This is a genomic window from Pseudomonas sp. fls2-241-TYG-175 (assembly GCF_030209155.1).
GTDB classification, from domain to species: domain Bacteria; phylum Pseudomonadota; class Gammaproteobacteria; order Pseudomonadales; family Pseudomonadaceae; genus Aquipseudomonas; species Aquipseudomonas viridiflava.
This window is the reverse complement of the sequence record NZ_JARVSO010000035.1, coordinates 32,664-57,677: the sequence shown is the minus strand read 5'-3', so window position 1 is coordinate 57,677 and position 25,014 is coordinate 32,664. Positions and strand designations below refer to the sequence as shown.

The following is a 25,014-nucleotide window of genomic DNA, read 5'->3' as shown; positions in this document are numbered from 1 at the left end:
GCAGAATGCCCTCACATTTTGCTGGAGATGGCCTGTGAAAGCCCTCGACGAACTCGTCTTCGACAACCGCTTCGCCCGTCTGGGCGATGCGTTCTCCACCTCAGTCCTGCCTGAACCCATCGCCGAACCGCGTCTCGTGGTCGCCAGCAAGGCCGCACTGTCCTTGCTGGACCTTGACCCGAGCCAGGCCGAAACGCCCCTGTTTGCGGAAATCTTTGCCGGACACAAGCTCTGGCAGGAAGCCGAGCCGCGGGCGATGGTCTATTCCGGCCATCAGTTCGGTTCGTACAACCCGCGCCTGGGCGATGGGCGCGGGCTGCTGCTCGGCGAAGTCTACAACGACGCAGGCGAGCACTGGGACCTGCACCTCAAGGGTGCCGGACAGACACCCTACTCGCGCATGGGCGATGGTCGCGCGGTGCTGCGCTCTTCGATCCGGGAGTTTCTGGCCTCCGAAGCCCTGCATGCACTGGGCGTTCCCAGCAGCCGCGCCGCCTGTGTGACCGGCTCCAGCACGCCTGTCTGGCGGGAAACCGAGGAACGCGCCGCGATGGTCCTGCGTCTGGCTCACAGCCATGTGCGCTTCGGCAGTCTTGAATACTTCTACTACACCAAGCAGCCGGAACAGTTGAAGCAACTGGCCGAGCATGTACTGACGATGCACTACCCGCAGTGCCAGGAGGAGCCCGAGCCGTATCTGGCGATGTTCCGGGAAATCGTCGAGCGCAACGCCGAGCTGATCGCCAAGTGGCAGGCCTATGGTTTCTGCCATGGTGTGATGAACACCGACAACATGTCGATTCTGGGCATCACCTTCGACTTCGGGCCGTTCGCGTTTCTGGACGATTTCGATCAGCACTTTATCTGCAACCATTCCGATCACGAAGGCCGCTACTCCTTCAGCAATCAGGTGCCCATCGCGCAATGGAATCTCAGCGCATTGGCGCAGGCCCTGACGCCGTTCATCAGCGTGGACGCGCTGCGCGAAACCATCGGTCTGTTCCTGCCGCTGTATCAGGCGCACTACCGGGACCTGATGCGCCGTCGCCTCGGCCTGACTCAAGCCAACGAGCAGGACGACGAGCAGGACGACATATTGATCAGTCGCCTGCTGCAACTGATGCAGAACAGCGGCGTCGATTACACCCTCTTCTTCCGTCGACTGGGCGATGCACCGGCAGCCGAAGCGCTGCGCGTTTTGCGTGATGACTTCGTCGACATCAAGGGCTTCGACAGTTGGGGCGAGACCTATCTGGCGCGCATCGCCCAAGAGGAAAACACCTCGGAAGACGAACGCAAAACCCGCATGCACGCAGTCAATCCGCTCTACATCCTGCGCAACTACCTTGCACAAAACGCGATTCAAGCCGCCGAAAAAGGCGACTACGAAGAAGTCCGCCGCCTGCACGAAGTGCTCTGCAACCCCTTCACCGAACAACCCGACATGGACCGCTACGCCCAGCGCCCACCGGACTGGGGCAAGCACCTGGAAATCAGCTGTTCGTCGTGATCCCCGCAATTCGCAAGAAGTGACGCGGAGCTTCACGGGATGCATGCCCACTTCAGAGCGATGGGCACGATCAATATCAGGTAATGATCGTTCCTACGCTCCGCGTGGGTATGCCGCCCAGGACGCTCCGCGTCCGTTTTCAGCCGCGCACTGATGGATTGGCCAGCCCCGCATCGACCAGCCATTGCTCCAGCCCTTCCAGATCGGGAATACGGGCGACGGTGTCGCCGACCTGCACCGCCGCCAGTTCCAGCTCGGTCAGGGGCACGTCGACGTAGCTCAACTGGCTGTCGACCTTGCAGGAACGCGGGATGCCTTGGGTCAGCAGGGCAATGAACCGGACGTCATGACGGGCGCCGAGCGCATTGAGCACCACGATGCGGGCACGGCCGCCGACCCGGGTGCGCCCGCCACAGGCCGCTTCGAAACTGAGCAGCGGCAAGCTGAGTTCACGCCAACTGATAGGCCCCAGGTACCACTCGGGCGCGCCTGGCTCGGCGCTGCAGTCCTGATAGTCGATCAGTTCTGCAACGGCCACATTGGGCAGCAACAGGTGGCGGTCGCTCAAGGGCAACAGCAGGCCGGTGAGACTGGTCAGACGGCTGGTCTGGAACGTGCTTTCAGACATTGACCTGACTCCAGTAGGCGATGCTGTCCAGCAGCACGCTCTCTTGATACGGCTTGCTCAGGTACTCGTTGACGCCAATCGCCATGGCGCGGTCGCGGTGTTTCTGGCCGGAGCGGGAAGTGATCATGATGATCGGCAAATCCTTGAGCTGCTCGTCATGACGAATCTGGCTGGCCACTTCGAAGCCGTCCATGCGCGGCATCTCGATGTCCAGCAGCATGATGTCCGGGGTGTGTTCCTGAAGCAGGCTCATGGCATCGACACCGTCCTTGGCCGTGAGCACGTGCATGCCGTGGCGCTCCAGCAGTCGGCCGGTCACCTTGCGTACCGTGACCGAGTCGTCCACCACCATGACCAGCAGCGGCCTGGCCTGTTCGATCTCATGGAATGTCTGCACCGGTCCGTCAGTTGCAGGTCTGTGCAGGCGGCCCTGCAAGGTACGAATCTGCGCCATCAGGTCGAGAATCAGCACCACACGACCATCGCCCAGAATGGTTGCGCCGGAAATGCCCTGAACCCTGGCGAATTGCGGGCCGAGGTTCTTGACCACGATTTCCCGCGAGCCGGCCAGCGCATCGACCTGCACGGCCACCCACTGGTCCTGCAGATGCACCAGCAGCACAGGAAGCGGCTCGAGCTGTCCGATCAGGCGTGGCGGGCTGTTGTCGATCAGCTCACCCAGATAGCGCAATTCATAGCTGCGTCCGCCGTACTGATAGCGCGGCGGGCTGGTCTGGTAGCAGGAGTCCAGCTCATTGGGCATGACCCGCACGATGCCGTCTACGGTGTTCAGCGGCACGGCGTACTGCTCTTCGCCGCAGGTGACCATCAGCGCGCGGTTGACCGAGACCGAGAATGGCAGGCGAATCCTGAAGCGAGTGCCCTTGCCCGGCGTCGAGTCGATCACCATCGATCCGCCCAGTTGCTTGACCTCGGCGTGCACCACGTCCATGCCCACGCCACGTCCGGAAATCTGCGTGATGATTTCCGTCGTGGAGAACCCGGCCTGCAGGATGAACGGCAGAACCTCGTGATCGGCCAGATCGGCATCGGGGTGGATCATGCCGCGCTTGATCGCCTTGCGTCGCACGGCGGCCAGATCGACACCCGACCCGTCATCGCTGAGTTCGATCAGGATGTCGCCGCCCTCGTGCATCAGTTCCAGCGTGATCAGCCCCTGCTCGGGCTTGCCCGCCGCAAGGCGCCTTTCAGTGCTTTCAAGGCCGTGGTCGACGGCGTTGCGCAGCATGTGCTCCAGCGGCGCGACCATCCGTTCCAGCACATTACGGTCCATTTCGCCGTCGGCGTTGGCCACCTCGAACTGCACCTTCTTGTTCAACTGAGTCGCAACCTGCCGCACGACACGTCGCAAACGCGGGACCATCCGCTCGAAAGGCACCATGCGCGTACGCATCAGGCCTTCCTGCAGTTGGGTGTTGACCCGTGCCTGCTGCGACAACAGCATTTCGGCGTCACGCGTGCGTGCGCCGAGGGTTTCCTTGAGGTCCATCAGGTCGGATGCCGACTCGAACAGCGCGCGGGACAGCTGCTGCAACTGGGAGTGGCGGTCCATTTCCAGCGGATCGAATTCTTCGTAGCCAAGGCGTTCGGCCTGCACCTGCTCGCGGCTGAGGATGCGACCCTGGGTTTCCATGTCCAGACGTCGCAACTGATCGCGCATCCGCTCGATGGTCGTTTCCATCTCCACCAGCGCGACCTGAGCGTCGAGCATTTGCTGTTCGATGCGTCCCCGAAAGATCGAGGTCTCGCCCGCCAGGTTGACCAGATTCTCCAGCTGCTCGGCCGGCACCTTGATCGTCTCCGGCACGTTGCGCTCGGACTCTGCATCCGCTGCGGCCGCTGGTGCAGCCACGGGTTCCGGCTCGGGCGCGTTCACCAGCGGCAGCCGCTGTCCGGGTTCCTGGCTGGCGAGGTTCTGAATGTTTTGAATCAGCAGAGTCGCATCAGGCAGCGGTTTTTCGGTCCGCACAGCATCGAGCATGTCGGCCAGCACGTCATGACCGCTCTGCAGCAGGCTCATCATCAGCGGATCAGCCTGCATGACACCTGACGACAAACCTTCATAGAGCGTTTCAAGCTCATGGGCAAGGTCACCGATGGGGGCGATCTCGACCATGCGCGCCCCGCCCTTCAGCGTATGCAGATCACGCAGCAGGTTCTCGACTTCCAGGGTGTTCTGCGGGTCAGCCTGCCAGCGCGACAGGGATGCGCCGGAGCTTTCCAGCAAGTCGAAGCCTTCTTCGAGGAAGATTTCCAGCAGTTCGGTATCGCGTTCCTGCGGCTCTTCGACGTGTTTCGTTGGCGCAACGGGCTCAGGCTCGCCGAACTCGCCGTTGCGACACTGAATCAACGCGTCGATCAGTGGCGCCGGATCGCTGAGCGCTTCGTGCCGAAACAACTGTTCCAGCATGATCGCCAGTTCGTCGTGGCTCTTGAGCAGCAGTTCGGCCAGTTGCGGAGAATGGTTGAAGCGTCGATCGATCAGCCCTTCGTAAAGGTTTTCCAGCTCATGGGCCAGATCGCCCACTTCGGCGACTTCTGCCATCCGCGCACCGCCTTTCAGGGTGTGCAGATCGCGTTGTAGCGAAGACAGCGGCAACGGGTTTTCCGGCTCGTCCAGCCAGCGCTGCAGGGCTTGCCCGGCACTGTCGAGGATGTCGACCGCTTCCTCGAGAAATATTTCGACAATTTCGTCGTCCAGACTCGCCGCTTCAGATGACAGAGCTTCGGATTGCGGGGCCTCGCTGGCCATCTGCGCAGTGGCGGCATTGAGTTCAGTGACACTCAGCGTGCGGTGCCCATCGCTCTTGATCAGCCCGGTCGCGGAAGGGTCAAGCGCCTGTTCGAGCAGGTCGTGCAAGGCCCGCACGCATTCGGGACGCGGGTCGACGTCCTGCCCGGCCGCGACCTGATCGAGCATATTGATTAGCGCTTCGTGAGCCCGCTCGGCATCGTCGAAGAACTGATCGCTGACCGCCAGGCTGCTTTCCTCCACTGCGCCATACAGGTCGAGCAAGGCTTCGCACAGCTCATCGACCTGCGGCAGATCGGCCAGATGCGCGCCATGACCCAGAGTGGTCAGCTCATCGAGCAGCGCACTGAGTTCCTGTCGCTCGCCGGGATGTTCACGCCAGCGTCGCAGCAGGTTTTCCGCATCCAGCACGATGTCCATGCCTTCAGCCAGAAAGCTGGCGATGAGCTTGGGATTGCGCTTGATGCGCAGGCCGTTGTCCGACTCGCGCAGGGCAGCGGTCAGACGGTCATTGAGCAGCGCGCAGGCGGCCTCGATCAGGGCAGGCGCACCGGGAATCGGTGCCAGCGGCTGGCTGTCCAGTTGCTCCAGCCCCTTGCGCAACAGCGGTTCGGCGCTGCGCAGCAGACGGATTTCGGGCGTGCCGATGGCGATCAGGTTGGCTTTGTACTCGCGCACCAGTTGATCCAGCGGGCTGGCCAGTTCGGCTATCGGCAAAACGCCCGCCATGTGTGCGCTGCCCTTGAGGGTATGCAAGGCACGCAACAGGCTGTCGCTGATCGAGGGCGACGGTGACTGTTCGGCGCTTTCAAGGAAGCGATCCAGCGTGCCCAGGTGCCCGAGGGCTTCCTGACGGAAGATCTCCAGCAATTGCGGATCAATGACTTCGACAGTGGGCTCGTTCGGCTGCACCGGCAGTGCTGGCGGCTCCAGGCCGTTGGCCAATGCATGAGCGCGCGCGGCCAGCAGGTCGACATCGTCGCGCTGACGCTGCGACCCTTCGGCATAATCCTTGATGACCAGCGGCAGCAACACCAGCACATCGGTCAGCAACTGCTGGACGTCCAGCGCTGGCGGCACATCGCCCTCCAGCACGCGGTTCAGGAGGTTTTCCACGGCCCAGGCCAGTTCGCTCAGAATCAATGCCCGCACCATTCGGCCGCTGCCCTTCAAGGTGTGAAAGGCACGGCGCACTTCGGTCAGCGCGACCACATCCCACTGATCGCCCTTGCCCAGCGAAGCAAACCAGCGAGGCAGGTACTCGCGCAGCGCATCCAGTACTTCGTCAGCCTCCTCCAGAAACACTTCGCGCAGTTCATCGTCTACGGCGTCTTCACCGGCGGGCGGTGGCAGCAGACTGGTGGGCGCATTACGGGCCGGCGGATTGACGGCCGAGACCGGTCTGGCCAGCACTTGAGCAATGGTCTGCGTCGGGCTGACCAGCGCCTTGCGGTCGTCCAGCGCCAGCAGTTCGTCCTGGGTGATGACTTCGTCGAGCAGCGGCACTTCCAGAGAGTCCGGCGCTGGCGTGTAGCCCAGCCGGGCCAGACTCTGCTGCGCCATGTCGAGGATCTGGTCGCCCGGCGCTTCATGGTCTTCGCCCATGCGTTCCAGGTAGTACTCGACGCAGCTGATGGTATCGGCCAGAGAGTCGAGCTGCATCGCGCCGGGACGCGTCTCGTCCACCAGCAGGTGTTCCTGAATGTATTCGTTGCACGCCGCCAGCAGACTGGCCGCCCGCGCCAGCGGAATCATCGCCAGCGCGCCGCGCACCTGGACCAGCAAGGCGCACAGCGGGTCGAGGCGCTGGCGGTCCCATTCGCTGTCGATGTACTCCAGAATCACGTCCTTGGCCTGCTGCAGCACCACACGCGCTTCGCGAATCACCAACTGGTGGATCTGGGTCAGGTCGGTGGTCGGCAGACGGCTGTCTTCACGGCTGTCCTGCTCGGTACTGCCCGCCATGCCGGCCAGGGTCGACTCGACGTACAGCAAGGCACCCGCCACATCCATCAACGCCGCATCACTGGGCTCGCGCTGCCCATGCGCCATGCCCTGCACCACCGCCAGCTGGTCGATGATGACCTTGCGCGGCTGGCCGAAACCGAGGACCGCCAGGGTGTCAGCGATCTGCCGCAACGGCGGCAGCAAGGGGTTCAGCTCGCTGACATGCTCCCTGTCGCCGCGCACGAACACATCCAGCCGCTCCTTGACCCTGACCAGCCCTTCACACAACGCCACGATGACCGAACGCATGGCATCACGGTCCGGCCCGGCCATGCGGGCACGTTCTTCGTTGACCACGTCGTTGCCGGGCAACGCATCGGCGAGCGCGTACTGATCCTTGAGATCGAGCATCTTCGGCGCGAGGCTGTCGGACTTGGCGATGTAGAACAGCAGACTTTTCAGCAGCTCTTCGGGCGCGGGCTGGTTAATACCTTCGATGCCCTGCTCGGCCAGTCGCTTGAGTTCCTTGTCGGCATCCTTGAGCAGGCTGCGCAGTGCCGGGCTGTTGGCGAAGTTGCCGTTGAGCATGGTCTCGACCAGTGCCGTGGCGATTCGCCAGAGCGGCCCCAGTGGCGCATCTTCACAAAGCTGTTCCAGACGGGCGAATACCTTGGCCATGTAACCGAGTTGCGTCTTGACGCCCTGCTCGCGCATCAGGCCCGCCAAAGCGGCCTGCAGGGTCTGACGCAACTTGCGCAACAGATTGGGCAGATCAGGCGTATTACGCCGGGCCAGTTCTTCCTCGTCCAATGCGGGAACAACGACCAGTTGCGGGGCGAACAGGCTGGTTTCCGACAGCAGGCTTTCGCCTCGGGCGCTGCGCAAGTCGTTGAGCAGCGGCAGGACCACCAAAGGCAGATCCCGGCGCGCCGAATGAATGCGCTCCAGATACACCGGCAACTGGGTCATGGCCTGAATCAGCAACTGCTCGGACTCGACCGGATGGCTGACGCGTTTCTGCTGCACGGCCAGCACCAGTTGCTCGATTTCCTCGGCCAGCAGCGCTGCGCCGTAGAATTCGATCATCTGCAGGCTGCCATGCACCTGATGCACAAGGTTCAGGCACTCGGCTATCGCGGCCTCGTCCGCAGGGTTTTCGATGAATTCGTCCAGTGCATGACGTGCCTGCGTGAGCGTCTCGGCGATCTCGCCCTTGAGCCACTCCAGCGCCACATAGTCGTGACGATCAGCCATGACAGATACCGCCCTTTACCCGGTCCAGATCGTTCATTGAGTGAACATCATCCGATTTTTTTCGATGGCGGCAAGGTGAAACCCGACACCGAACGACGCATTTCGCTGGCCATCTTCGCCAGGTTGCCGATGCTCTCGGCGGTTGCCGCGGTGCCCGAGGTGGTCTGTGAGGTGGTCTGCTGGATCACGCTCATGGTCTGGGAGATCTGTCCGGCCGATTCGGCCTGTTGCCGCGCGGCATCGGTGATACTTTCGATCAGTTCGGCCAGTACCCTGGACACGCCTTCGATCTCTTCGAGCGCGACGCCTGCATCCTGCGCCAGCCGCGCGCCACGCACCACTTCGCTGGTGGTCTGCTCCATGGAGATGACCGCCTCGTTGGTGTCGTTCTGGATCGCCCGTACCAGCGTCTCGATCTGTTTGGTGGCCGAAGACGAACGCTCGGCGAGCCGCTGGACTTCGTCGGCAACCACGGCAAAACCACGCCCGGCATCACCCGCCATGGACGCCTGAATGGCCGCATTGAGGGCCAGAATGTTGGTCTGATCGGCAATATCATCGATCAGGCTGACAATGTCGCCGATTTCCTGCGAAGACTCACCGAGACGCTTGATGCGCTTGGAGGTGTCCTGAATCTGCTCACGAATGTTGTCCATGCCGCGAATGGTGTTGTGCACCACCTCGTTGCCCTTGTTGGCGATGGTCACCGAGCGCTCGGCCACCGATGAGGATTCCGAGGCATTGGCCGACACCTGATCGATGGACGCCGCCATGTCGTTGATCGAAGTCGAGGCCGCGCTGATCTGCAACGCCTGATGCCGGGAAGCTGCTGACAGCTGCATGGCCGTGGCCTGGGTTTCGGCAACGGCCGAGGCCACCTGCTCAGCCGTGAGGTTGATGGTGACCACCAGTTCACGCAACTGATCGATGGAGTAATTGATCGAGTCGGCGATGGCACCGGTGAAGTCTTCGGTTACCGAGGCGGTGACGGTCAGATCGCCGTCGGCCAGATTCTCGATTTCGTCGAGCAGACGCATGATCGCGTTCTGGTTGCGCTCGCTCTTCTGTGCGGTTTCACGTAACTGGCGGTTGGTTTCGCGAACCATTACCAGCGCAATCAAGATGATCGACATCAGCGCCAGCAGACCCAGCACGTAGCCGCCCACGGTGTTGACGGTGCGTCGGTTGGCCAGATTTTCCAGGCTGTTGGCCAGCACCGAGGTCTCGTCCAGCAGGGTCTGCGAGGTATTGAAGATGTTGCCCGACGCTTCCCGTACGCGGTACAGCTCGGGCGAGGTCTCCAGAATTTCGTCCACCGAGCCGGAGACAAACTCGAACAACTCGGCAATCTCGGCCAGCCGCGCCCGCGCATCCCGGTCTTCGACCTGGGCAATACGCAGGGTCGCGTTGCCTTCCAGCATCCCGTTAAGCACACGCCCGAACTGGCTGGCGTCACGGCCAAAGGCATCGGCCGCCTGCACGGCGGTTTCATCACCCGCCAGCACCGTGTTGACCGATCCCAGAATCCGCTCGGCCAACAAGGCCTGACGCTGGGCGACCACAACCTGCGCGGCAGGCGCTTTGCTCTGCAGAAGAATCTCGACAACCTTTTCGTATTCGGCCTGCAACTGCGGAATGGTCTCGGCGAGGGTTGCAGCCACCTGATGCAGCGACAGCACGGTCTGCTCGCTGGCCAGAATCACGTCGGTGTTCTTGCGCAGCGCTTCCCAATCGTTCTGCACGTTGCGCAGTTCGTCGCGGATCGATGACGGCGCGGCGGGCAGGCTGGTGTTGGGATCGCCTTTTCTCAGGTAGCCCCAACGCAGGTCGAAGTCGTTGCGCGCATCGGCCAGCAGCTTGAAGGCCTGAGCCTTGCCCGCCGCAGCTTCGGTGGCGTTTTTCGCGATGCGCTGGGACAGCACGCGCAGCTCTCCTGCATGCCCGATGTACTGCTTGTCGTAGTTCGACTGAGTATTGAGGTAAGCGAAGTTGGCGAACAGCAACATGATGAACACGATGAGCGCGAAGAACAGCACGATAATCTGCGTACGGCTGCGTGCGCCTTCCAGTGACCTGCCTGTCTTACTCATTTAAATCAGGCCCCCGCCTGGACCAACTGCGATTCGTGACACAAAACCGGTTCGCCCATGGCGAGCCGCTGCGACCTTCTAGAACGCCACATCCACAAACTCCGCAGACTGCACCAGCGCCCACGGACTGAACACCAGCCAGGCCTGTTCACGAATGAACTGCCCGCGCAGAAACGGCAACAGACGCGGATCCAGTGTGCCCTGCGCTTCGGAAATCAGGCTCAACTGACTGAAATGCTGCATGCCGAAGACCTCGTCCACCAGCAGACCGGCGAACGCGTCCTGATGTTCGACCACCAGCACGCGGCGCTGTTTGCGCACGGACGACAGGTCCTGACCAAAGAATCCGCACAGGTCGGTGAGTGGCAACAGCCGTCCGCGAAGATTGGCGATGCCCACGATCCAGGGTTTGACCCCATGCAAGGCGGCGTGTCGTGGTTCGTGCAGGATTTCGGCGATCTCGCCAATGGGCGCCACAAAACGCTGCTCGCCCATTCTGAACCCGATACCGACCCAGTCCTGCTGATGGGCTTCCTGCAAAGGCAGGCCAGCCGCCAGCGACCGACAGCGCCGGTCGATGTCCAGAAGCATTTCAAAGGCTGTGCGTGGCTCGGCCATGGCGATTCCGGCAATCAGCCGGCCAGCACCGCGTTCAGGGTTTTCATCAGGGTGTCTTCATCCACCGGCTTGGTCAGGTAATCGCGTGCACCCTGGCGCTTGCCCCAGACCTTGTCGGTTTCCTGATCCTTGGTGGTGATCATGATCACCGGAATCATGGCGGTGTCGGCATCCTTGGTCAGCTGACGCGTGGCCTGGAAGCCGTTGAGCCCCGGCATCACGATGTCCATGAGCACGGCGTCGGGTTTTTCCTGACGGGCCAGGGCCACGCCGTCCGCGCCGTTTTCAGCCTTGAGCACCTCGTGACCATGCTTTTCCAGCATGCCGGTGAGTTTGTACATTTCAGTCGGCGAGTCATCGACGATCAATATTCGAGCCATGGGTGTTCCCCGTCAGGTTGCGAGCACGCGTTCAATGGGCGCGGGCGTCACGGTATGTGTTGTTCTACTGCAACGAAGCTCGGCACATGGGCCTTGATCGCGCTGAGCAGTTCTTCCTTGCTGAATGGCTTGGTCAGAAACTGATCCGACCCCACAGCCCGACCCCTGGCCTTGTCGAACAGCCCGTCCTTGGAGGACAGCATAATGACAGGCGTGGACTTGAACGCTCGATTGTTCTTGATCAGGGCACAGGTCTGATAGCCATCCAGACGCGGCATCATGATATCGACGAATATGATGCGCGGGTGGTTATCGGCAATCTTGGCCAGCGCATCGAAACCGTCGATGGCCGTGATGACTTCACAGCCGACGTTTCTCAACAGCGTTTCGGCGGTGCGGCGAATGGTCTTCGAGTCATCGATGACCATGACTTTCAAGGCTGTGGGGTGCTGTTCCATATCTGCTCTTCCATCGCCGCAGCGAATTTTTGCGTGTACTGCAAAGCACTGGGAGCCTGATGGTATGGCTTCACTGATCCGGAAGGATCGTAGACTAGGTGTGAGGCCTTTTTAGCACACTCCTCCCTCTCAATCCATAAACTGCGCCGCCCCTTGACCGGGAGCACTCGGAGCGCCACCCTGACGCCAATTTCACGGCCGTACCGGCCCTTATCGATCAGAGGATATTGCCCATGAGCGTTCGCCTAGGGATTGTCATGGACCCCATTGAGCGCATCTCCTATAAAAAGGACAGTTCGCTCGCCATGCTGCTGGCTGCACAGGCGCGTGGCTGGGAGCTGTTCTATATGGAGCAGAAGGATCTGTACCAGAACGCAGGTCAGGCCCGTGCGCGCATGAAGCCGCTCAAGGTGTTCGCCGATCCGGGCAAATGGTTCGAATTCGAGGCTGAAGTCGACGCAGGCCTGGACGATCTGGACGTGATCCTGATGCGCAAGGATCCGCCATTCGACATGGAGTTTGTCTACGCGACTTACCTGCTGGAGCAGGCCGAGCGCGCTGGCGTGCTGGTGGTCAACAAGCCGCAGAGCCTGCGTGACTGCAACGAGAAGCTGTTTGCCACACTGTTCCCGCAATGCACCCCGCCGACGCTGGTCAGCCGCCGCGCCGACATCATCCGCGAGTTCGCCGAACAGCACGGCGACGTGATCCTCAAGCCACTGGACGGCATGGGCGGCGCGTCGATCTTCCGCCATCGTGCGGGCGATCCGAACCTGTCGGTCATTCTGGAAACCCTGACGGCCCACGGCACCCAGCAGATCATGGCGCAGGGTTATCTGCCCGCGATCAAGGACGGCGACAAACGCATCCTGATGGTCGATGGCGAACCTGTTCCTTATTGCCTGGCGCGTATTCCGGCAGCCGGCGAAACCCGTGGCAACCTCGCCGCTGGCGGCCGTGGCGAAGCGCGTCCGCTGAGCGACAAGGACCGCTGGATCGCCGAACAGATCGGCCCGACCCTGCGCGAGAAAGGTCTGCTGTTCGTGGGCCTGGACGTGATCGGTGAGCACCTGACCGAAATCAACGTGACCAGCCCGACCTGCATTCGCGAAATCGACAACGCCTTCGGCACCGACATCGGCGGCCTGTTGATGGATGCAATCGAGAAGAAGTTGCAGGCGCGCGCTGCCTGATTGGCAGGTTTTACGTTGAAATGATCCCGAATTGTGGGAAGCCCGCTGCGAAGTCTTTGACGCAGCGGGGCCTCCCACATCGAGGACTGCCGGGTATACCGGGCACTGAACGCCCTTCGTCCGATCCGGACCGGAGCTTCAAGCCACATTGCGTTATCATGCGTCACCTGTAACACGACACGGACTTTGACATGCAGGCTGACGAGATGCTGAACCGCCCATGACATCGATGGCCAGAAACGACCTCCCCCTGGAACTCGCCAACGTCGGCGTGCGTCCGGCCGATCGTCTGGGCTTCACCATGATGATCGCGGCGTTGATCCATCTGGCGATCATTCTCGGCGTGGGCTTTACCTACGTGAAGCCGGAACAGATCTCGCAAACCCTGGAAATCACCCTCGCCACCTTCAACAGCGAAGAAAAGCCCAAACAGGCTGATTTCCTCGCTCAGGACGACCAGCAGGGCAGCGGTACGCTGGATAAGGCTGAAACGCTCAAGACCACCGAAGTCGCGCCCTACCAGGACACCAAGGTCAACAAGGTCACGCCGCCCCCGGCCAGCAAGCCGGTGGTCAAGCAGGAAGCGCCCAAGACTGCGGTCGCCACCACGGCACCCAGCCCTCAGAAAACCGTCGCCAAGCGCGAAGAGGTCAAACCCGACCCAGCGGTCAAGGCCGCGCCGACCTTCGACAGCGCCGAACTGAGCAACGAAATCGCCAGCCTGGAAGCCGAACTGTCCGCCGAACAGCAGTTGTACGCCAAACGCCCGAAGATCCATCGCCTGAACGCGGCTTCGACCATGCGCGACAAGGGCGCCTGGTACAAGGATGACTGGCGCAAGAAAGTCGAGCGGGTCGGCAACCTCAACTACCCTGAAGAAGCTCGCCGCAAGCAGATCTACGGAAACCTGCGACTGCTGGTCTCGATCAACCGCGACGGTTCGCTGTACGAAGTGCTGGTGCTCGAATCTTCCGGACAGCCGCTGCTGGATCAGGCAGCGCAGCGAATCGTGAGGCTTGCAGCGCCATTTGCGCCGTTCACCGGCGATCTGGCTGACATCGATCGACTCGAGATCATTCGCACCTGGAAATTCGCCCGCGGGGACAAGCTTTCCAGCAACTGATGCTTTTTTGCCAATACTGCCAGCGCACGCACAACTGACAGTTGTCAGGCACGCGGCTCAGCGCCACACTAGGGCTCATGAAAAAAGTCTCTCCGAGTTACCTCAAGCATCAGTTCTTGATCGCCATGCCGCACATGCACGACGAGAACTTCTCGCAGACCTTGACTTACGTTGTCGAGCACAACGCCAATGGCGCAATGGGACTGGTGATCAACCGCCCGCAAAGCCTGACCCTGGCCGATGTGCTTGAACAATTGCGACCGGAGCTGCCTGCACCGGTGCGCTGCCAGCAGATCCCCATCCACTCCGGCGGCCCGGTGCAGACCGATCGCGGCTTCGTGCTGCATCCCAGCGGCCAGGTGTTTCAGGCGACGGTCGATCTGCCGGGTGGTATCTCGCTTTCCACGTCCCAGGATGTGCTGTTCTCGATTGCCGACGGCTACGGCCCTGATCAAAATGTGATCACACTCGGCTACGCCGGGTGGGACGCCGGTCAGCTCGACGCCGAAATGGCCGCCAACGCCTGGCTGACCTGCTCATTTGACCCGCGCATTCTGTTCGACGTGGACAGCGATGAGCGCCTCAATGCTGCCGCCGCACGACTGGGCGTTAATCTCAGCCTTCTTTCGACCCAGGCAGGGCACGCCTGATGGCTGCATTGCGCCTGCTGCTGGGGTTTGATTTCGGCACCAAACAGATCGGCGTTGCAGTCGGCCAGGCCATCACCGGTCAGGCCCGCGAGCTGTGTACCTTGAAGGCGCAGAACGGCATCCCGGACTGGGAAAAGGTTCAGGCGCTCATCAAGGAATGGCAACCCGACGCCATCGTGGTAGGTCTGCCGCTCAATATGGACGGCACACGCAGTAACATGAGCGACCTGGCCGAAAAGTTTTCACGCAAGCTCAATGGCCGTTTCGGCGTGGCGGTGTATACCCACGACGAACGCCTGACCACTTTCGAAGCCAAGGGCGAGCGCATGGCCCGAGGCGGCCAGAAAGGCAGCTACCGCGACAACCCGGTTGACGCCATTGCCGCCGCCCTGCTGTTGCAAGGGTGGCTCGACGAGCACCCCGAACTGTTGAATGCGTGACTTTTTGCGTCCGCACCGCTTCGAGATACCCGGATTCCACGTTTACGCTTGAGCCGCGCCGCATGGACGGACGCTGCCCGAGCCCCAAGGAGCAACCATGAGCCTGCCCAATCCCGCCGAACTGATTCGTCAGATGGCCACTGACCTGAACGCTCACCTGAGCAAGCGCGGCATCAGCGACCCTCGTTTCATCGGTATTCGCACCGGCGGCGTATGGGTTGCTCAGGCGCTGCTCAAGGCACTCGACAATACGGCCCCGCTCGGCACGCTGGACGTTTCCTTCTACCGTGATGACTTCAGCCAGAACGGCCTGCATCCGCAAGTACGCCCGTCTGAGCTGCCGTTCGAGATCGAAGGCCAGCATCTGGTGCTGATCGATGACGTGCTGATGAGCGGCCGCACCATTCGCGCCGCCCTCAATGAGCTGTTCGATTACGGCCGCCCGGCCAGTGTCACGCTGGTCTGCCTGCTGGACCTGGAAGCCGGTGAACTGCCGATCCGTCCTAACGTGGTAGGCGCGACGCTGTCTCTGGCACCACAGGAACGCATCAAGCTGTCCGGCCCCGAGCCTCTGGCACTCGAACTTCAAGACCTCTCTACCGCCCTCTAAGAGTCCATTGCGATGACGCCTCTCGACGCCAAGCGCCCGCTGCAGTTGAACCATCAGGGTCAGCTGCGCCATTTTCTGTCTCTGGACGGCTTGCCTCGCGAGCTGCTCACCGAAATCCTCGACACCGCCGACTCGTTTCTCGAAGTCGGTGCCCGGGCGGTGAAGAAAGTCCCGCTGTTACGTGGCAAGACGGTGTGCAACGTGTTCTTCGAGAACTCGACCCGTACGCGGACCACTTTCGAACTGGCGGCGCAGCGCCTGTCAGCCGACGTGATCACGCTGAACGTCTCGACCTCGTCCACCAGCAAGGGCGAAACGCTGTTCGACACCCTGCGCAACCTTGAGGCCATGGCAGCCGACATGTTTGTCGTGCGCCACGCTGACTCGGGTGCAGCACACTTCATTGCCGAGCACGTCTGCCCGGACGTGGCGATCATCAATGGCGGCGATGGCCGTCACGCTCACCCGACCCAGGGCATGCTCGACATGCTGACGATTCGTCGTCACAAGGGCGGTTTCGAGAACCTCTCGGTGGCCATCGTCGGCGACATCCTGCACTCGCGTGTGGCGCGCTCCAACATGCTGGCGCTCAAGGCGCTGGGCTGCCCGGACATCCGCGTGATCGGACCGAAAACCCTGCTGCCGGTCGGTATCGAGCAGTACGGCGTCAAGGTTTACACCGATCTCAACGAAGGTTTGAAAGACGTGGACGTGGTCATCATGCTGCGTCTGCAGCGCGAGCGCATGACCGGCGGCCTACTGCCCAGCGAAGGCGAGTTCTACCGCCTGTTCGGTCTGACCACCGCGCGTCTGGCGGTTGCGAAACCGGATGCCATCGTCATGCATCCCGGTCCGATCAATCGCGGCGTGGAAATCGAGTCGGCAGTGGCCGACGGGGCTCATTCGGTGATTCTCAATCAAGTGACTTACGGCATCGCGGTGCGCATGGCGGTGCTGTCCATGGCCATGAGCGGACAAACCGCACAACGACAGTTCGAGCAGGAGAAAGCCCTGTGAAGCTCAGTATTCTCGGCGCTCGCGTCATCGACCCGGTCAGCGGTCTGGATCAAGTAACCGACCTGCACATTGAAGCGTGCAAGCTTCTGGCAATCGGCGCAGCACCAGCCGGCTTCGAAGCGAGCCAGACCATCGACGCCACCGGCCTTGTCGCCGCGCCCGGTCTGGTCGATCTCAATGTCTCCCTGCGTGAGCCGGGTTACAGCCGTAAAGGCAGCATCGCCAGCGAAACCCGTGCGGCGACGGCTGGCGGCGTGACCAGCCTGTGCTGCCCACCGCGCACCAAACCGGTATTGGATACGTCAGCGGTTGCCGAGCTGATTCTGGACCGCGCTCGTGAAGCCGGTTTCAGCAAGGTCTTTCCGATTGGAGCGCTGAGCAAGGGCCTGGAAGGCGAGCAACTGGCCGAACTGATCGCCCTGCGCGATGCAGGCTGCGTTGCGTTCGGCAACGGGCTGAGCAGCTTCAACAACACGCGCACACTGTGCCGGGCGCTGGAATACGCGGCCACGTTTGACCTGACCGTGATCTTCAATTCGCAGGATCGTGATCTGGCCGAAGGCGGTCTGGCTCACGAAGGTCCGACGGCCAGCTTTTTGGGATTGGCCGGCATTCCGGAAACGGCCGAAACCGTCGCCCTGGCGCGCGACCTGCTGCTGGTCGAGCAGAGTGGCGTGCGTGCGCACTTCAGCCAGTTGACCAGCGCTCGGGGCGCGGCCCTGATTGCACAGGCGCAGGCGCGCGGACTGCCCGTAACGGCGGATGTGGCGCTGTATCAGCTGATCCTGACGGATGAGGCGCTGATCGACTTCTCCAGCCTGTACCACGTCCAGCCGCCCCTGCGCACCCGTGCCGACCGTGACGGCCTGCGCGAAGCGGTGAAGTCCGGGGTGATCCAGGCCATCTCCAGCCATCATCAGTCCCATGAGCGAGACGCCAAACTCGCGCCATTCGGTGCAACCGAGCCAGGCATCAGCAGCGTCGAGTTGCTGCTGCCACTGGCCATGACCCTGGTCGAAGACGGCCTGCTGGACCTGCCAACCCTGATCGCCCGCCTCAGCAGCGGCCCGGCCGCCGCGCTGCGCCTGCCTGCGGGCAAACTGAGCGCCGGTGCGCCAGCAGACATCGTCCTGTTCGATCCAGCGGCTTCAACCCTCGCGGGCGAAACCTGGCTGTCCAAAGGCGAAAACTGCCCCTTCATCGGCCACTGTCTGCCTAGCTCAGTGCGTTACACGCTTGTGGATGGGCGGATCAGTTATAACCGCTGAACTACCTGCTGATCGTAACCACGCTCCGCGTCCGGCAGTAAGGTGTGACGTAGAGCGTCACAAATGGCACAGATTGCGGATTCAGTGAGCCGAACGCATGACGTGGATAACGCTGGAGCTTGGGCGCGCATCTGCGCCACATTCAAGAGCGGACGCGGAGCGTCCTGAGCGGCATTCCCACGCGGAGCGTAGGAACGATCAGCGTGTTTGAGACCACTGATCGTTCCCACGCTCTGGCGTGGTAACGCCTCTCAGGACGCTCCGCGTCCGGCCGTGAAGTGACGCAGAGCGTCACGGGCCGCATCCCCACCAGCTATCAACCGCGTCGTGCATTCTCCACTGAGACCTGATTATTCAGTGTCCAGAAGTCATACAGGATGCCGATCAGGAATAGCCCGCCTGTGAACAGGTAGATAACTCCGGTGATCCACTTGCCCATGTACATGCGGTGCACGCCGAAGAGGCCGAGGAAGGTCAGCAGGATCCAGGCCAGGCTGTAGTCGGTCGAGCCTGACGTGAAGCGCAGGTCCGCTTCGCGATCCATCGACGGAATCAGAAACAGGTCGATCAGCCAGCCGATGCCAAGCAACCCGAACGTGAAGAACCAGATAGTCCCGGTCACAGGCTTGCCGTAGTAGAAACGGTGCGCGCCGAGGAACCCGAAAATCCACAACAGATAACCCATGACCTTGCTGTGTGTGTCGGAGCGATAGCCGTTCATTTGTATCCTCTCTGAGTCAATAGAAAAAAATAAATAACATTTTTGTGACTCCATTGTCGTCTTCCGACGTACGGCATCCTACGCCCTTATGCACCGTCAAACCCTTGTCGCCAAAGGAATTACGGAGAAAACAGAAAGAGTCTTTCGCGCATTTTGCAATGATGCCACTGTGACTCACTCGACAAATGGGGTCAGGATTTTCAAAAAAGCTGTTATAAAGTTGCGCGCTGACCACCATGAGCCTTGCCAAATGCGTCCTTTTTTCAAGACATGGCTAACCATTTGCCTGTTTATGCCACTGGCCGCCCACGCCACCAATCGTGAGCAACAGCTTCCTGCGAGCTTCTCGGGTTACACCGCCAAAAGTCACCTTACGCCCGTGATAGCAACGCGAAATACGCCTCAAGAAGCCACCGTCATTCCACATGCAACGCGAACCACCCGCGCCGTTCAGACGCCGGTTTCGCGAAAGAATTCCTCCAAGGCTGCCCACGTTCAGGCTCTGAACGCGGGTAACGCCAAACAGGGTAACGCCGTTGTGAAACGTGCTCTGCAGACTGTCGGCACGCCCTATCGCTGGGGCGGTACAACGCCGGGCAAAGGTCTGGATTGCAGTGGGCTGGTGAAGTACGCCTACAGCGACGTTCGTGAAGTCGACTTGCCACGTACGTCCAATGCCATGGCCCAAGGCCACGGGCAGACAGTGGATCGCAAGGATTTGAAACCGGGTGACCTGCTGTTCTTCAACATCAAGAGCCGCAACGTGAACCACGTGGCGATCTATCTGGGCGACAACAAGTTCGTTCATGCGCCGCGTCGTGGCAAGGCTGTCACCGTGGACACGCTGAACAAGCCGTACTGGAACAGTCACTACAAGATCGCCAAGCGCGTATTGCCCAAGCAGACCACGCAAATGCGGGTCGTGCAGCGCTGATCCCCTCCAAGGCCTGCCTCTGCGCAGGCCTGTTTCATCTCCCCTTTCCATTTCCTAGAAGTTGTCAGGCACCTTGGCCCGCTCGCGTGCGCTCTCACGGGTGATCAGGCCTTTCTTGACCAGATCGGCCAGGCACATGTCCAGCGTCTGCATGCCCATCGAGCCTCCGGTCTGAATGGCCGAATACATCTGCGCCACCTTGTCTTCACGAATCAGGTTACGGATCGCGGGCGTGCCCATCATGATTTCATGAGCCGCGATCCGCCCGCCGCCGACCTTCTTGAGCAGTGACTGCGACACGACAGCGTGCAGCGACTCGGACAGCATCGAGCGGATCATGGATTTTTCCTGAGCCGGAAACACGTCCACCACCCGGTCGATGGTCTTGGCCGCTGACGTCGTGTGCAGCGTGCCGAACACCAGGTGGCCGGTTTCGGCAGCAGTCAGCGCCAGACGAATAGTTTCAAGGTCGCGCAGCTCGCCCACTAGAATCACGTCCGGATCTTCACGCAGTGCCGAACGCAAAGCCTCCGAAAACCCGAGCGTGTCGCGATGCACTTCGCGCTGGTTGACCAGGCACTTCTTGGACTCGTGAACGAATTCGATAGGGTCTTCGATGGTCAGGATGTGGTGATGCTTGTTGCAGTTGAGGTAGTCGATCATCGCCGCCAGCGTGGTCGATTTACCCGACCCGGTGGGACCCGTGACCAGAATCAGACCGCGAGGCACGTCTGCAATCTTGCGAAACACATTGCCCATGCCCAGATCTTCCATGCTCAGGATCCGGGAGGGAATGGTCCGGAACACGGCGCCAGCGCCACGATTCTGGTTGAACGCGTTGACGCGGAAACGCGCGACACCCGGCACTTCGAACGAGAAGTCGGTTTCCAGAGACTCCTCGAAGACCTGGCGCTGCTTGTCATTCATGATGTCGTAGATCAGCGCCTTGACTTCTTTTGCATCGAGCGGTGGCAGGTTGATCCGCCGCACATCGCCGTCGACACGGATCATCGGCGGCAGGCCTGCAGAGAGGTGCAAGTCCGACGCGCCCTGTTTGGCACTGAAGGCCAGCAGCTCGGTAATATCCATACAGCTCCTCAATCACATAGAATGCCGCAGACTTTAGCCCTGCTGGCGCAAATCAATGTCCACGATAGCAGCGAACATTTCAACGCTCGAACAGCGAATTCGTACAGCGTCTCTCGCAGCGCAGCGCGACCCGGCCTCGGTCGGCCTGCTGGCGGTGAGTAAAACCAAGCCCTCCAGCGCATTGCGCGAAGCATACGCTGCCGGATTACGTGACTTTGGCGAAAATTATTTGCAGGAAGCGCTCGGTAAACAGGCTGAATTGGCCGACCTGCCCTTGTGCTGGCACTTCATTGGCCCCATTCAATCGAACAAGACGCGCGCAATCGCCGAGAACTTCGCCTGGGTACATTCCGTGGATCGCCTGAAAATCGCTCAACGCCTTTCCGAGCAGCGCCCTGAAGGCCTGGAGCCGCTCAACATCTGCATTCAGGTGAATGTCAGTGGCGAGGCCAGCAAATCAGGCTGTACGCCAGAGGATCTGCCAGCACTGGCCGCTGCCATCAGCGCCCTGCCGCGCCTGAAGCTGCGTGGCCTGATGGCGATTCCCGAGCCCACCGAAGATCAGGCCGAACAGGCCGCTGCCTTTGCGGCTGTGCGCACGCTGCAGGATCAACTGGACCTGCCGCTCGACACCCTTTCCATGGGCATGAGCCACGACCTGGAAGCCGCCATCGCTCAAGGCGCAACCTGGGTACGGATCGGCACCGCCCTCTTTGGCGCCCGCGACTACGGCCAGCCATAACCTCCACACAAGGACCCCACTCATGAGCAAGACCCGTATCGCCTTCATCGGCGCCGGAAACATGGCCTCCAGCCTGATCGGAGGACTGCGTGCCCAAGGTGTGGAGGCAAGCCTGATCTGTGCCAGCGCGCCGGGTGCCGAAACCCGCGAACGCATTTCGACCGAGCACGGCATCAAAGTCTTCGCCGACAACGCCGAAGCGGTCAAGGGTGCGGACGTTGTGGTACTCGCGGTCAAGCCACAGTTGATGAAAGCCGTGTGCGAAGCCCTCAAGTCCAGCCTGGAAGCGCATCAGTTGATTGTTTCGGTGGCTGCCGGCATTACCTGCGCCAGCCTGACCAAATGGCTGGGCGAACAGCCGGTGGTCCGCTGCATGCCCAATACGCCTTCGCTGCTGCGTCAGGGCGCCAGCGGCCTGTATGCCACAGCGAATGTCACCGCCACACAACGCGAACAGGCCGAGCAAATGCTGGCCGCCGTCGGGATCGCGGTCTGGGTCGAGCAGGAAAAGCACATGGACGCCGTCACTGCGGTGTCCGGCAGCGGCCCTGCCTACTTTTTTCTAATGATGGAAGCGATGACCGCCGCAGGTGTGAAACTGGGCCTGCCGGAAGACATCGCCAAAAAACTCACCCTGCAAACCGCACTCGGCTCGGCGCTGATCGCGACGGGCAGCGATGTGGATGCAGGCGAATTGCGTCGTCGTGTCGCCTCACCGGGCGGCACCACAGAAGCCGCGATCAAGGCATTTCAGGCAGGCGGTTTCGAAGCACTGGTGCAAACCGCGCTGACCGCCGCCGATCACCGCGCAGCCGAACTGGCTGAGCAACTGGGCAAATAATTTCAGATCTTTTTCGGAGCAGATTGATGATCGGATTGAACACCGCTGCAATTTATGTCCTGCAAACCCTCGGCAGTCTGTATTTGACGCTCATCCTGTTGCGCTTCGTGCTGCAACTGGTGCGAGCGAACTTCTACAACCCGCTGAGTCAGTTCATCGTCAAAGCCACTCAGCCGCTGCTCAAGCCGCTGCGACGCATCATTCCGAGCATTTTCGGACTGGACATGTCGTCGCTGGTGCTCGCGATCATCGTGCAGATGATTCTGATGGCCCTTACCTTGCTGCTGATAGCCGGCACCGCCGGTGATCCGTTGCTTCTGCTGCTGTGGTCGATCATCAGCGTAACCGCGCTTTTCCTGAAGATATTCTTCTTCGCCCTGATCATCAGCGTAATCCTGTCCTGGGTCGCGCCGGGCAGCAACAATCCTGGTGCGGAACTGGTCAATCAGATCTGCGAACCGGCGCTGGCACCCTTCCGCAGAATCGTGCCGAACCTGGGAGGCCTCGATATCTCGCCGATCCTCGCTTTCCTGGTGCTCAAGCTGCTGGACATGCTGGTCATCAACAACCTGGCGGCCATGAGCCACATGCCAGAAGTGCTGCGCCTGTTGATGTAATCCCTTGATGATGATCGCAAGCATGGGCATGATCGGCGTGCTTGAGATCACGCTGATCGTTCCTACGCTCCGCGTGGGAATGCCGCTCAGGACGCTCCGCGTCCGCACTTGAATGTGGCGCAGATGCGTGGCCAAGCTCCAGCGTTACCCACGTCATGCGCTCGGCCCACTGAATCCGCAATCTGTGCCATTTGTGACGCAGAGCGTCACGGCTGCATGCCCACGCGGAGCGACGGCCACGATCAGTGTTGAGGCAGTCCGTACCGCGCCTGATATTCCCTTATTGCCGCTGCACCCCACGGTCTTTAGACTTACGCCTCATTCAAGCGAGAGCAGGGTCGATGCCCACGGTCTTTCCCCACGATTCTGTCGGTCTGGTCACACCGCAACTGGCCCATTTCAGTGAGCCTCTGGCGCTGGCGTGTGGCCGTTCGCTACCGGCCTACGACCTGATTTACGAAACCTACGGTCAACTCAATGCCACGGCCAGCAATGCCGTGCTGATCTGTCACGCGCTGTCCGGGCACCATCATGCGGCGGGCTTCCACAGCGTCGATGATCGCAAGCCCGGCTGGTGGGACAGTTGCATAGGTCCCGGCAAGCCTATCGATACCAACAAATTCTTCGTCGTCAGCCTGAACAATCTGGGCGGCTGCAACGGTTCGACCGGCCCCAGCAGCATTGATCCGGAAACCGGCAAGCCTTTCGGCGCCAACTTCCCGGTCGTCACCGTGGAAGACTGGGTCAACAGCCAGGCCCGCTTGGCCGACGTTCTGGGGATCGCCCAGTGGGCTGCGGTCATCGGCGGCAGCCTGGGTGGCATGCAGGCATTGCAATGGACCATCAGCTACCCCGAGCGCGTGCGTCACTGCCTGGCCATCGCTTCAGCCCCGAAGCTGTCCGCTCAGAATATCGCCTTCAACGAAGTGGCGCGTCAGGCCATCCTCACGGACCCCGAATTTCACGGCGGCTCGTTTCAGGAACGTGGCGTGATACCCAAACGCGGTCTGATGCTGGCGCGCATGGTTGGCCACATCACCTATCTGTCCGATGACTCGATGGGCGAGAAGTTCGGCCGCGGCCTGAAGAGCGAGAAGCTCAATTACGATTTCCACAGTGTCGAGTTTCAGGTCGAGAGCTACCTGCGTTATCAGGGTGAAGAGTTCTCCGGGCGTTTCGACGCCAATACCTACCTGTTGATGACCAAGGCGCTGGATTACTTCGACCCGGCCGCCAACTTCAACGACGACTTGGCCAAGACCTTCGCCAATGCGACAGCCAGGTTCTGCGTGATGTCCTTCACCACCGACTGGCGCTTCTCGCCAGCCCGCTCCCGCGAACTGGTGGATGCGTTGATGGCGGCCCGCAAGGACGTCTGCTACCTGGAAATCGATGCGCCTCAGGGGCACGACGCCTTCCTGATCCCCATCCCGCGCTATCTGCAGGCTTTCAGTAATTACATGAATCGAATTTCGCTGTGAGGATGTCATGAGAGCCGATCTGGAAATCATCCAGGAATGGATTCCCGCTGGCAGCCGCGTGCTCGACCTGGGTTGCGGTGACGGCGAGCTGCTGACCTGGCTGCGTGACCACAAGCAGGTCACAGGCTACGGCCTGGAAAACGACGCAGACAACATCGCCCAGTGCGTCGCCAAGGGCATCAACGTCATCGAGCAGGACTTGGACAAAGGGCTGGGCAACTTCGCCAGCAACAGCTTTGACATCGTGGTCATGACTCAGGCGCTGCAGGCCGTACATTACCCGGACCGGATCCTCGACGAAATGCTGCGGGTCGGCCGGCAATGCATCATCACGTTCCCGAACTTCGGCCACTGGCGCTGCCGCTGGTACCTGGCGAGCAAGGGCCGCATGCCGGTCTCCGAGTTTCTGCCGTACACCTGGTACAACACGCCGAACATCCACTTCTGCACCTTCGGCGACTTCGAAGAACTGTGCCGCGAGCGCGATGCGCAGGTACTCGACCGACTGGCTGTCGATCAGCAGCACCGCCATGGGTGGGCCAGCAAGCTATGGCCTAATCTGTTGGGTGAAATCGGCATCTACCGGGTCACCAGCCCTGGGCTGACGGACCACCGGATCGCCGTGTAACG

The 25,014-nt window shown here is 61.2% G+C and carries 22 protein-coding genes; 14 read left to right on the top strand and 8 right to left on the bottom strand.

Annotation, left to right across the window (positions count from 1 at the left end; all coding sequences use genetic code 11):
* Positions 1-34 precede the first annotated feature (34 nt).
* Positions 35-1,510 carry a protein adenylyltransferase SelO gene (gene selO, locus QRN20_RS21470; protein ID WP_122606984.1) on the top strand — a complete coding sequence of 492 codons (1,476 nt, stop codon included), beginning with the start codon at positions 35-37 and terminating at the stop codon, positions 1,508-1,510.
* A 139-nt stretch (positions 1,511-1,649) separates the two neighbouring features.
* Here the strand turns inward: selO and QRN20_RS21465 are convergent, their stop codons facing one another.
* The 6 genes from QRN20_RS21465 to pilG form a co-directional block, all read right to left on the bottom strand.
* Positions 1,650-2,138: a chemotaxis protein CheW gene (locus QRN20_RS21465; RefSeq protein ID WP_029243101.1), complete on the bottom strand. Its 489-nt coding sequence runs from the start codon at positions 2,136-2,138 to the stop codon at positions 1,650-1,652.
* Complete coding sequence (locus QRN20_RS21460) at positions 2,131-8,112, bottom strand: Hpt domain-containing protein (protein ID WP_122606986.1); 5,982 nt, start codon at positions 8,110-8,112, stop codon at positions 2,131-2,133. Before QRN20_RS21460 ends, QRN20_RS21465 begins: the two co-directional genes overlap by 8 nt.
* A gap of 47 nt (positions 8,113-8,159) precedes the next feature.
* Positions 8,160-10,202, bottom strand: coding sequence for a methyl-accepting chemotaxis protein (locus tag QRN20_RS21455; protein WP_099229434.1), 2,043 nt, complete (start codon positions 10,200-10,202; stop codon positions 8,160-8,162).
* A 78-nt stretch (positions 10,203-10,280) separates the two neighbouring features.
* Positions 10,281-10,820 (bottom strand): chemotaxis protein CheW, encoded by a 540-nt coding sequence (locus QRN20_RS21450; protein ID WP_029243103.1) that lies wholly within the window; start codon positions 10,818-10,820, stop codon positions 10,281-10,283.
* Between the two features lie 14 nt (positions 10,821-10,834).
* Positions 10,835-11,200: a twitching motility response regulator PilH gene (gene pilH / locus QRN20_RS21445; protein ID WP_004884368.1), complete on the bottom strand. Its 366-nt coding sequence runs from the start codon at positions 11,198-11,200 to the stop codon at positions 10,835-10,837.
* A gap of 47 nt (positions 11,201-11,247) precedes the next feature.
* Positions 11,248-11,658: a twitching motility response regulator PilG gene (gene pilG, locus QRN20_RS21440; protein WP_004884369.1), complete on the bottom strand. Its 411-nt coding sequence runs from the start codon at positions 11,656-11,658 to the stop codon at positions 11,248-11,250.
* Between the two features lie 233 nt (positions 11,659-11,891).
* Here pilG and gshB point away from each other — a divergent pair, with 233 nt between their 5' ends.
* The 7 genes from gshB to QRN20_RS21405 all read left to right on the top strand — a co-directional run bounded on the left by gshB (position 11,892) and on the right by QRN20_RS21405 (position 17,959).
* Positions 11,892-12,851 carry a glutathione synthase gene (gshB, locus tag QRN20_RS21435; RefSeq protein ID WP_025993545.1) on the top strand — a complete coding sequence of 320 codons (960 nt, stop codon included), beginning with the start codon at positions 11,892-11,894 and terminating at the stop codon, positions 12,849-12,851.
* Positions 12,852-13,071: 220 nt separating this feature from the next.
* Entirely contained in the window at positions 13,072-13,974 is a 903-nt protein-coding gene (locus QRN20_RS21430) for an energy transducer TonB (RefSeq protein WP_096767083.1), read from the top strand.
* A 77-nt stretch (positions 13,975-14,051) separates the two neighbouring features.
* A complete protein-coding gene (locus QRN20_RS21425) occupies positions 14,052-14,624 on the top strand; it encodes a YqgE/AlgH family protein (protein ID WP_043305770.1) in 573 nt (190 codons plus the stop codon).
* A complete protein-coding gene (gene ruvX / locus QRN20_RS21420; protein ID WP_096767084.1) occupies positions 14,624-15,064 on the top strand; it encodes a Holliday junction resolvase RuvX in 441 nt (146 codons plus the stop codon). Before QRN20_RS21425 ends, ruvX begins: the two co-directional genes overlap by 1 nt.
* Before the next feature lie 97 nt (positions 15,065-15,161).
* The gene (gene pyrR / locus QRN20_RS21415) at positions 15,162-15,674 is read left to right on the top strand and encodes a bifunctional pyr operon transcriptional regulator/uracil phosphoribosyltransferase PyrR (RefSeq protein ID WP_025993543.1); all 513 of its coding nucleotides are present in this window, start codon (positions 15,162-15,164) and stop codon (positions 15,672-15,674) included.
* Between the two features lie 12 nt (positions 15,675-15,686).
* A complete protein-coding gene (locus QRN20_RS21410; protein WP_122606988.1) occupies positions 15,687-16,691 on the top strand; it encodes an aspartate carbamoyltransferase catalytic subunit in 1,005 nt (334 codons plus the stop codon).
* Positions 16,688-17,959 (top strand): dihydroorotase, encoded by a 1,272-nt coding sequence (locus QRN20_RS21405; RefSeq protein WP_122417866.1) that lies wholly within the window; start codon positions 16,688-16,690, stop codon positions 17,957-17,959. The genes QRN20_RS21410 and QRN20_RS21405 overlap by 4 nt, the downstream gene beginning before the upstream one ends.
* Before the next feature lie 316 nt (positions 17,960-18,275).
* On the opposite strand, the gene QRN20_RS21400 is transcribed toward QRN20_RS21405, so the two are convergent.
* On the bottom strand, positions 18,276-18,680 hold the full coding sequence (locus QRN20_RS21400; RefSeq protein ID WP_004884377.1) for an NINE protein: 405 nt from the start codon (positions 18,678-18,680) through the stop codon (positions 18,276-18,278).
* A gap of 250 nt (positions 18,681-18,930) precedes the next feature.
* Between QRN20_RS21400 and QRN20_RS21395 the strand changes: the two genes are divergently transcribed.
* Positions 18,931-19,614 carry a C40 family peptidase gene (locus QRN20_RS21395; RefSeq protein ID WP_050575419.1) on the top strand — a complete coding sequence of 228 codons (684 nt, stop codon included), beginning with the start codon at positions 18,931-18,933 and terminating at the stop codon, positions 19,612-19,614.
* A 54-nt stretch (positions 19,615-19,668) separates the two neighbouring features.
* Here QRN20_RS21395 and QRN20_RS21390 read toward each other — a convergent pair whose 3' ends face one another.
* Positions 19,669-20,703 carry a type IV pilus twitching motility protein PilT gene (locus QRN20_RS21390; protein WP_029243107.1) on the bottom strand — a complete coding sequence of 345 codons (1,035 nt, stop codon included), beginning with the start codon at positions 20,701-20,703 and terminating at the stop codon, positions 19,669-19,671.
* 55 nt (positions 20,704-20,758) lie between these two features.
* Between QRN20_RS21390 and QRN20_RS21385 the strand changes: the two genes are divergently transcribed.
* The 5 genes from QRN20_RS21385 to metW all read left to right on the top strand — a co-directional run bounded on the left by QRN20_RS21385 (position 20,759) and on the right by metW (position 25,012).
* On the top strand, positions 20,759-21,445 hold the full coding sequence (locus QRN20_RS21385) for a YggS family pyridoxal phosphate-dependent enzyme (protein ID WP_025995497.1): 687 nt from the start codon (positions 20,759-20,761) through the stop codon (positions 21,443-21,445).
* Positions 21,446-21,467: 22 nt separating this feature from the next.
* Positions 21,468-22,286: a pyrroline-5-carboxylate reductase gene (proC, locus tag QRN20_RS21380; RefSeq protein ID WP_043305767.1), complete on the top strand. Its 819-nt coding sequence runs from the start codon at positions 21,468-21,470 to the stop codon at positions 22,284-22,286.
* A 26-nt stretch (positions 22,287-22,312) separates the two neighbouring features.
* Positions 22,313-22,903, top strand: coding sequence for a YggT family protein (locus tag QRN20_RS21375; protein ID WP_096767087.1), 591 nt, complete (start codon positions 22,313-22,315; stop codon positions 22,901-22,903).
* A 341-nt stretch (positions 22,904-23,244) separates the two neighbouring features.
* Positions 23,245-24,384: a homoserine O-succinyltransferase MetX gene (gene metX, locus QRN20_RS21370; RefSeq protein ID WP_004884383.1), complete on the top strand. Its 1,140-nt coding sequence runs from the start codon at positions 23,245-23,247 to the stop codon at positions 24,382-24,384.
* Positions 24,385-24,391: 7 nt separating this feature from the next.
* Positions 24,392-25,012: a methionine biosynthesis protein MetW gene (metW, locus tag QRN20_RS21365; protein ID WP_004884384.1), complete on the top strand. Its 621-nt coding sequence runs from the start codon at positions 24,392-24,394 to the stop codon at positions 25,010-25,012.
* Positions 25,013-25,014 lie beyond the last annotated feature (2 nt).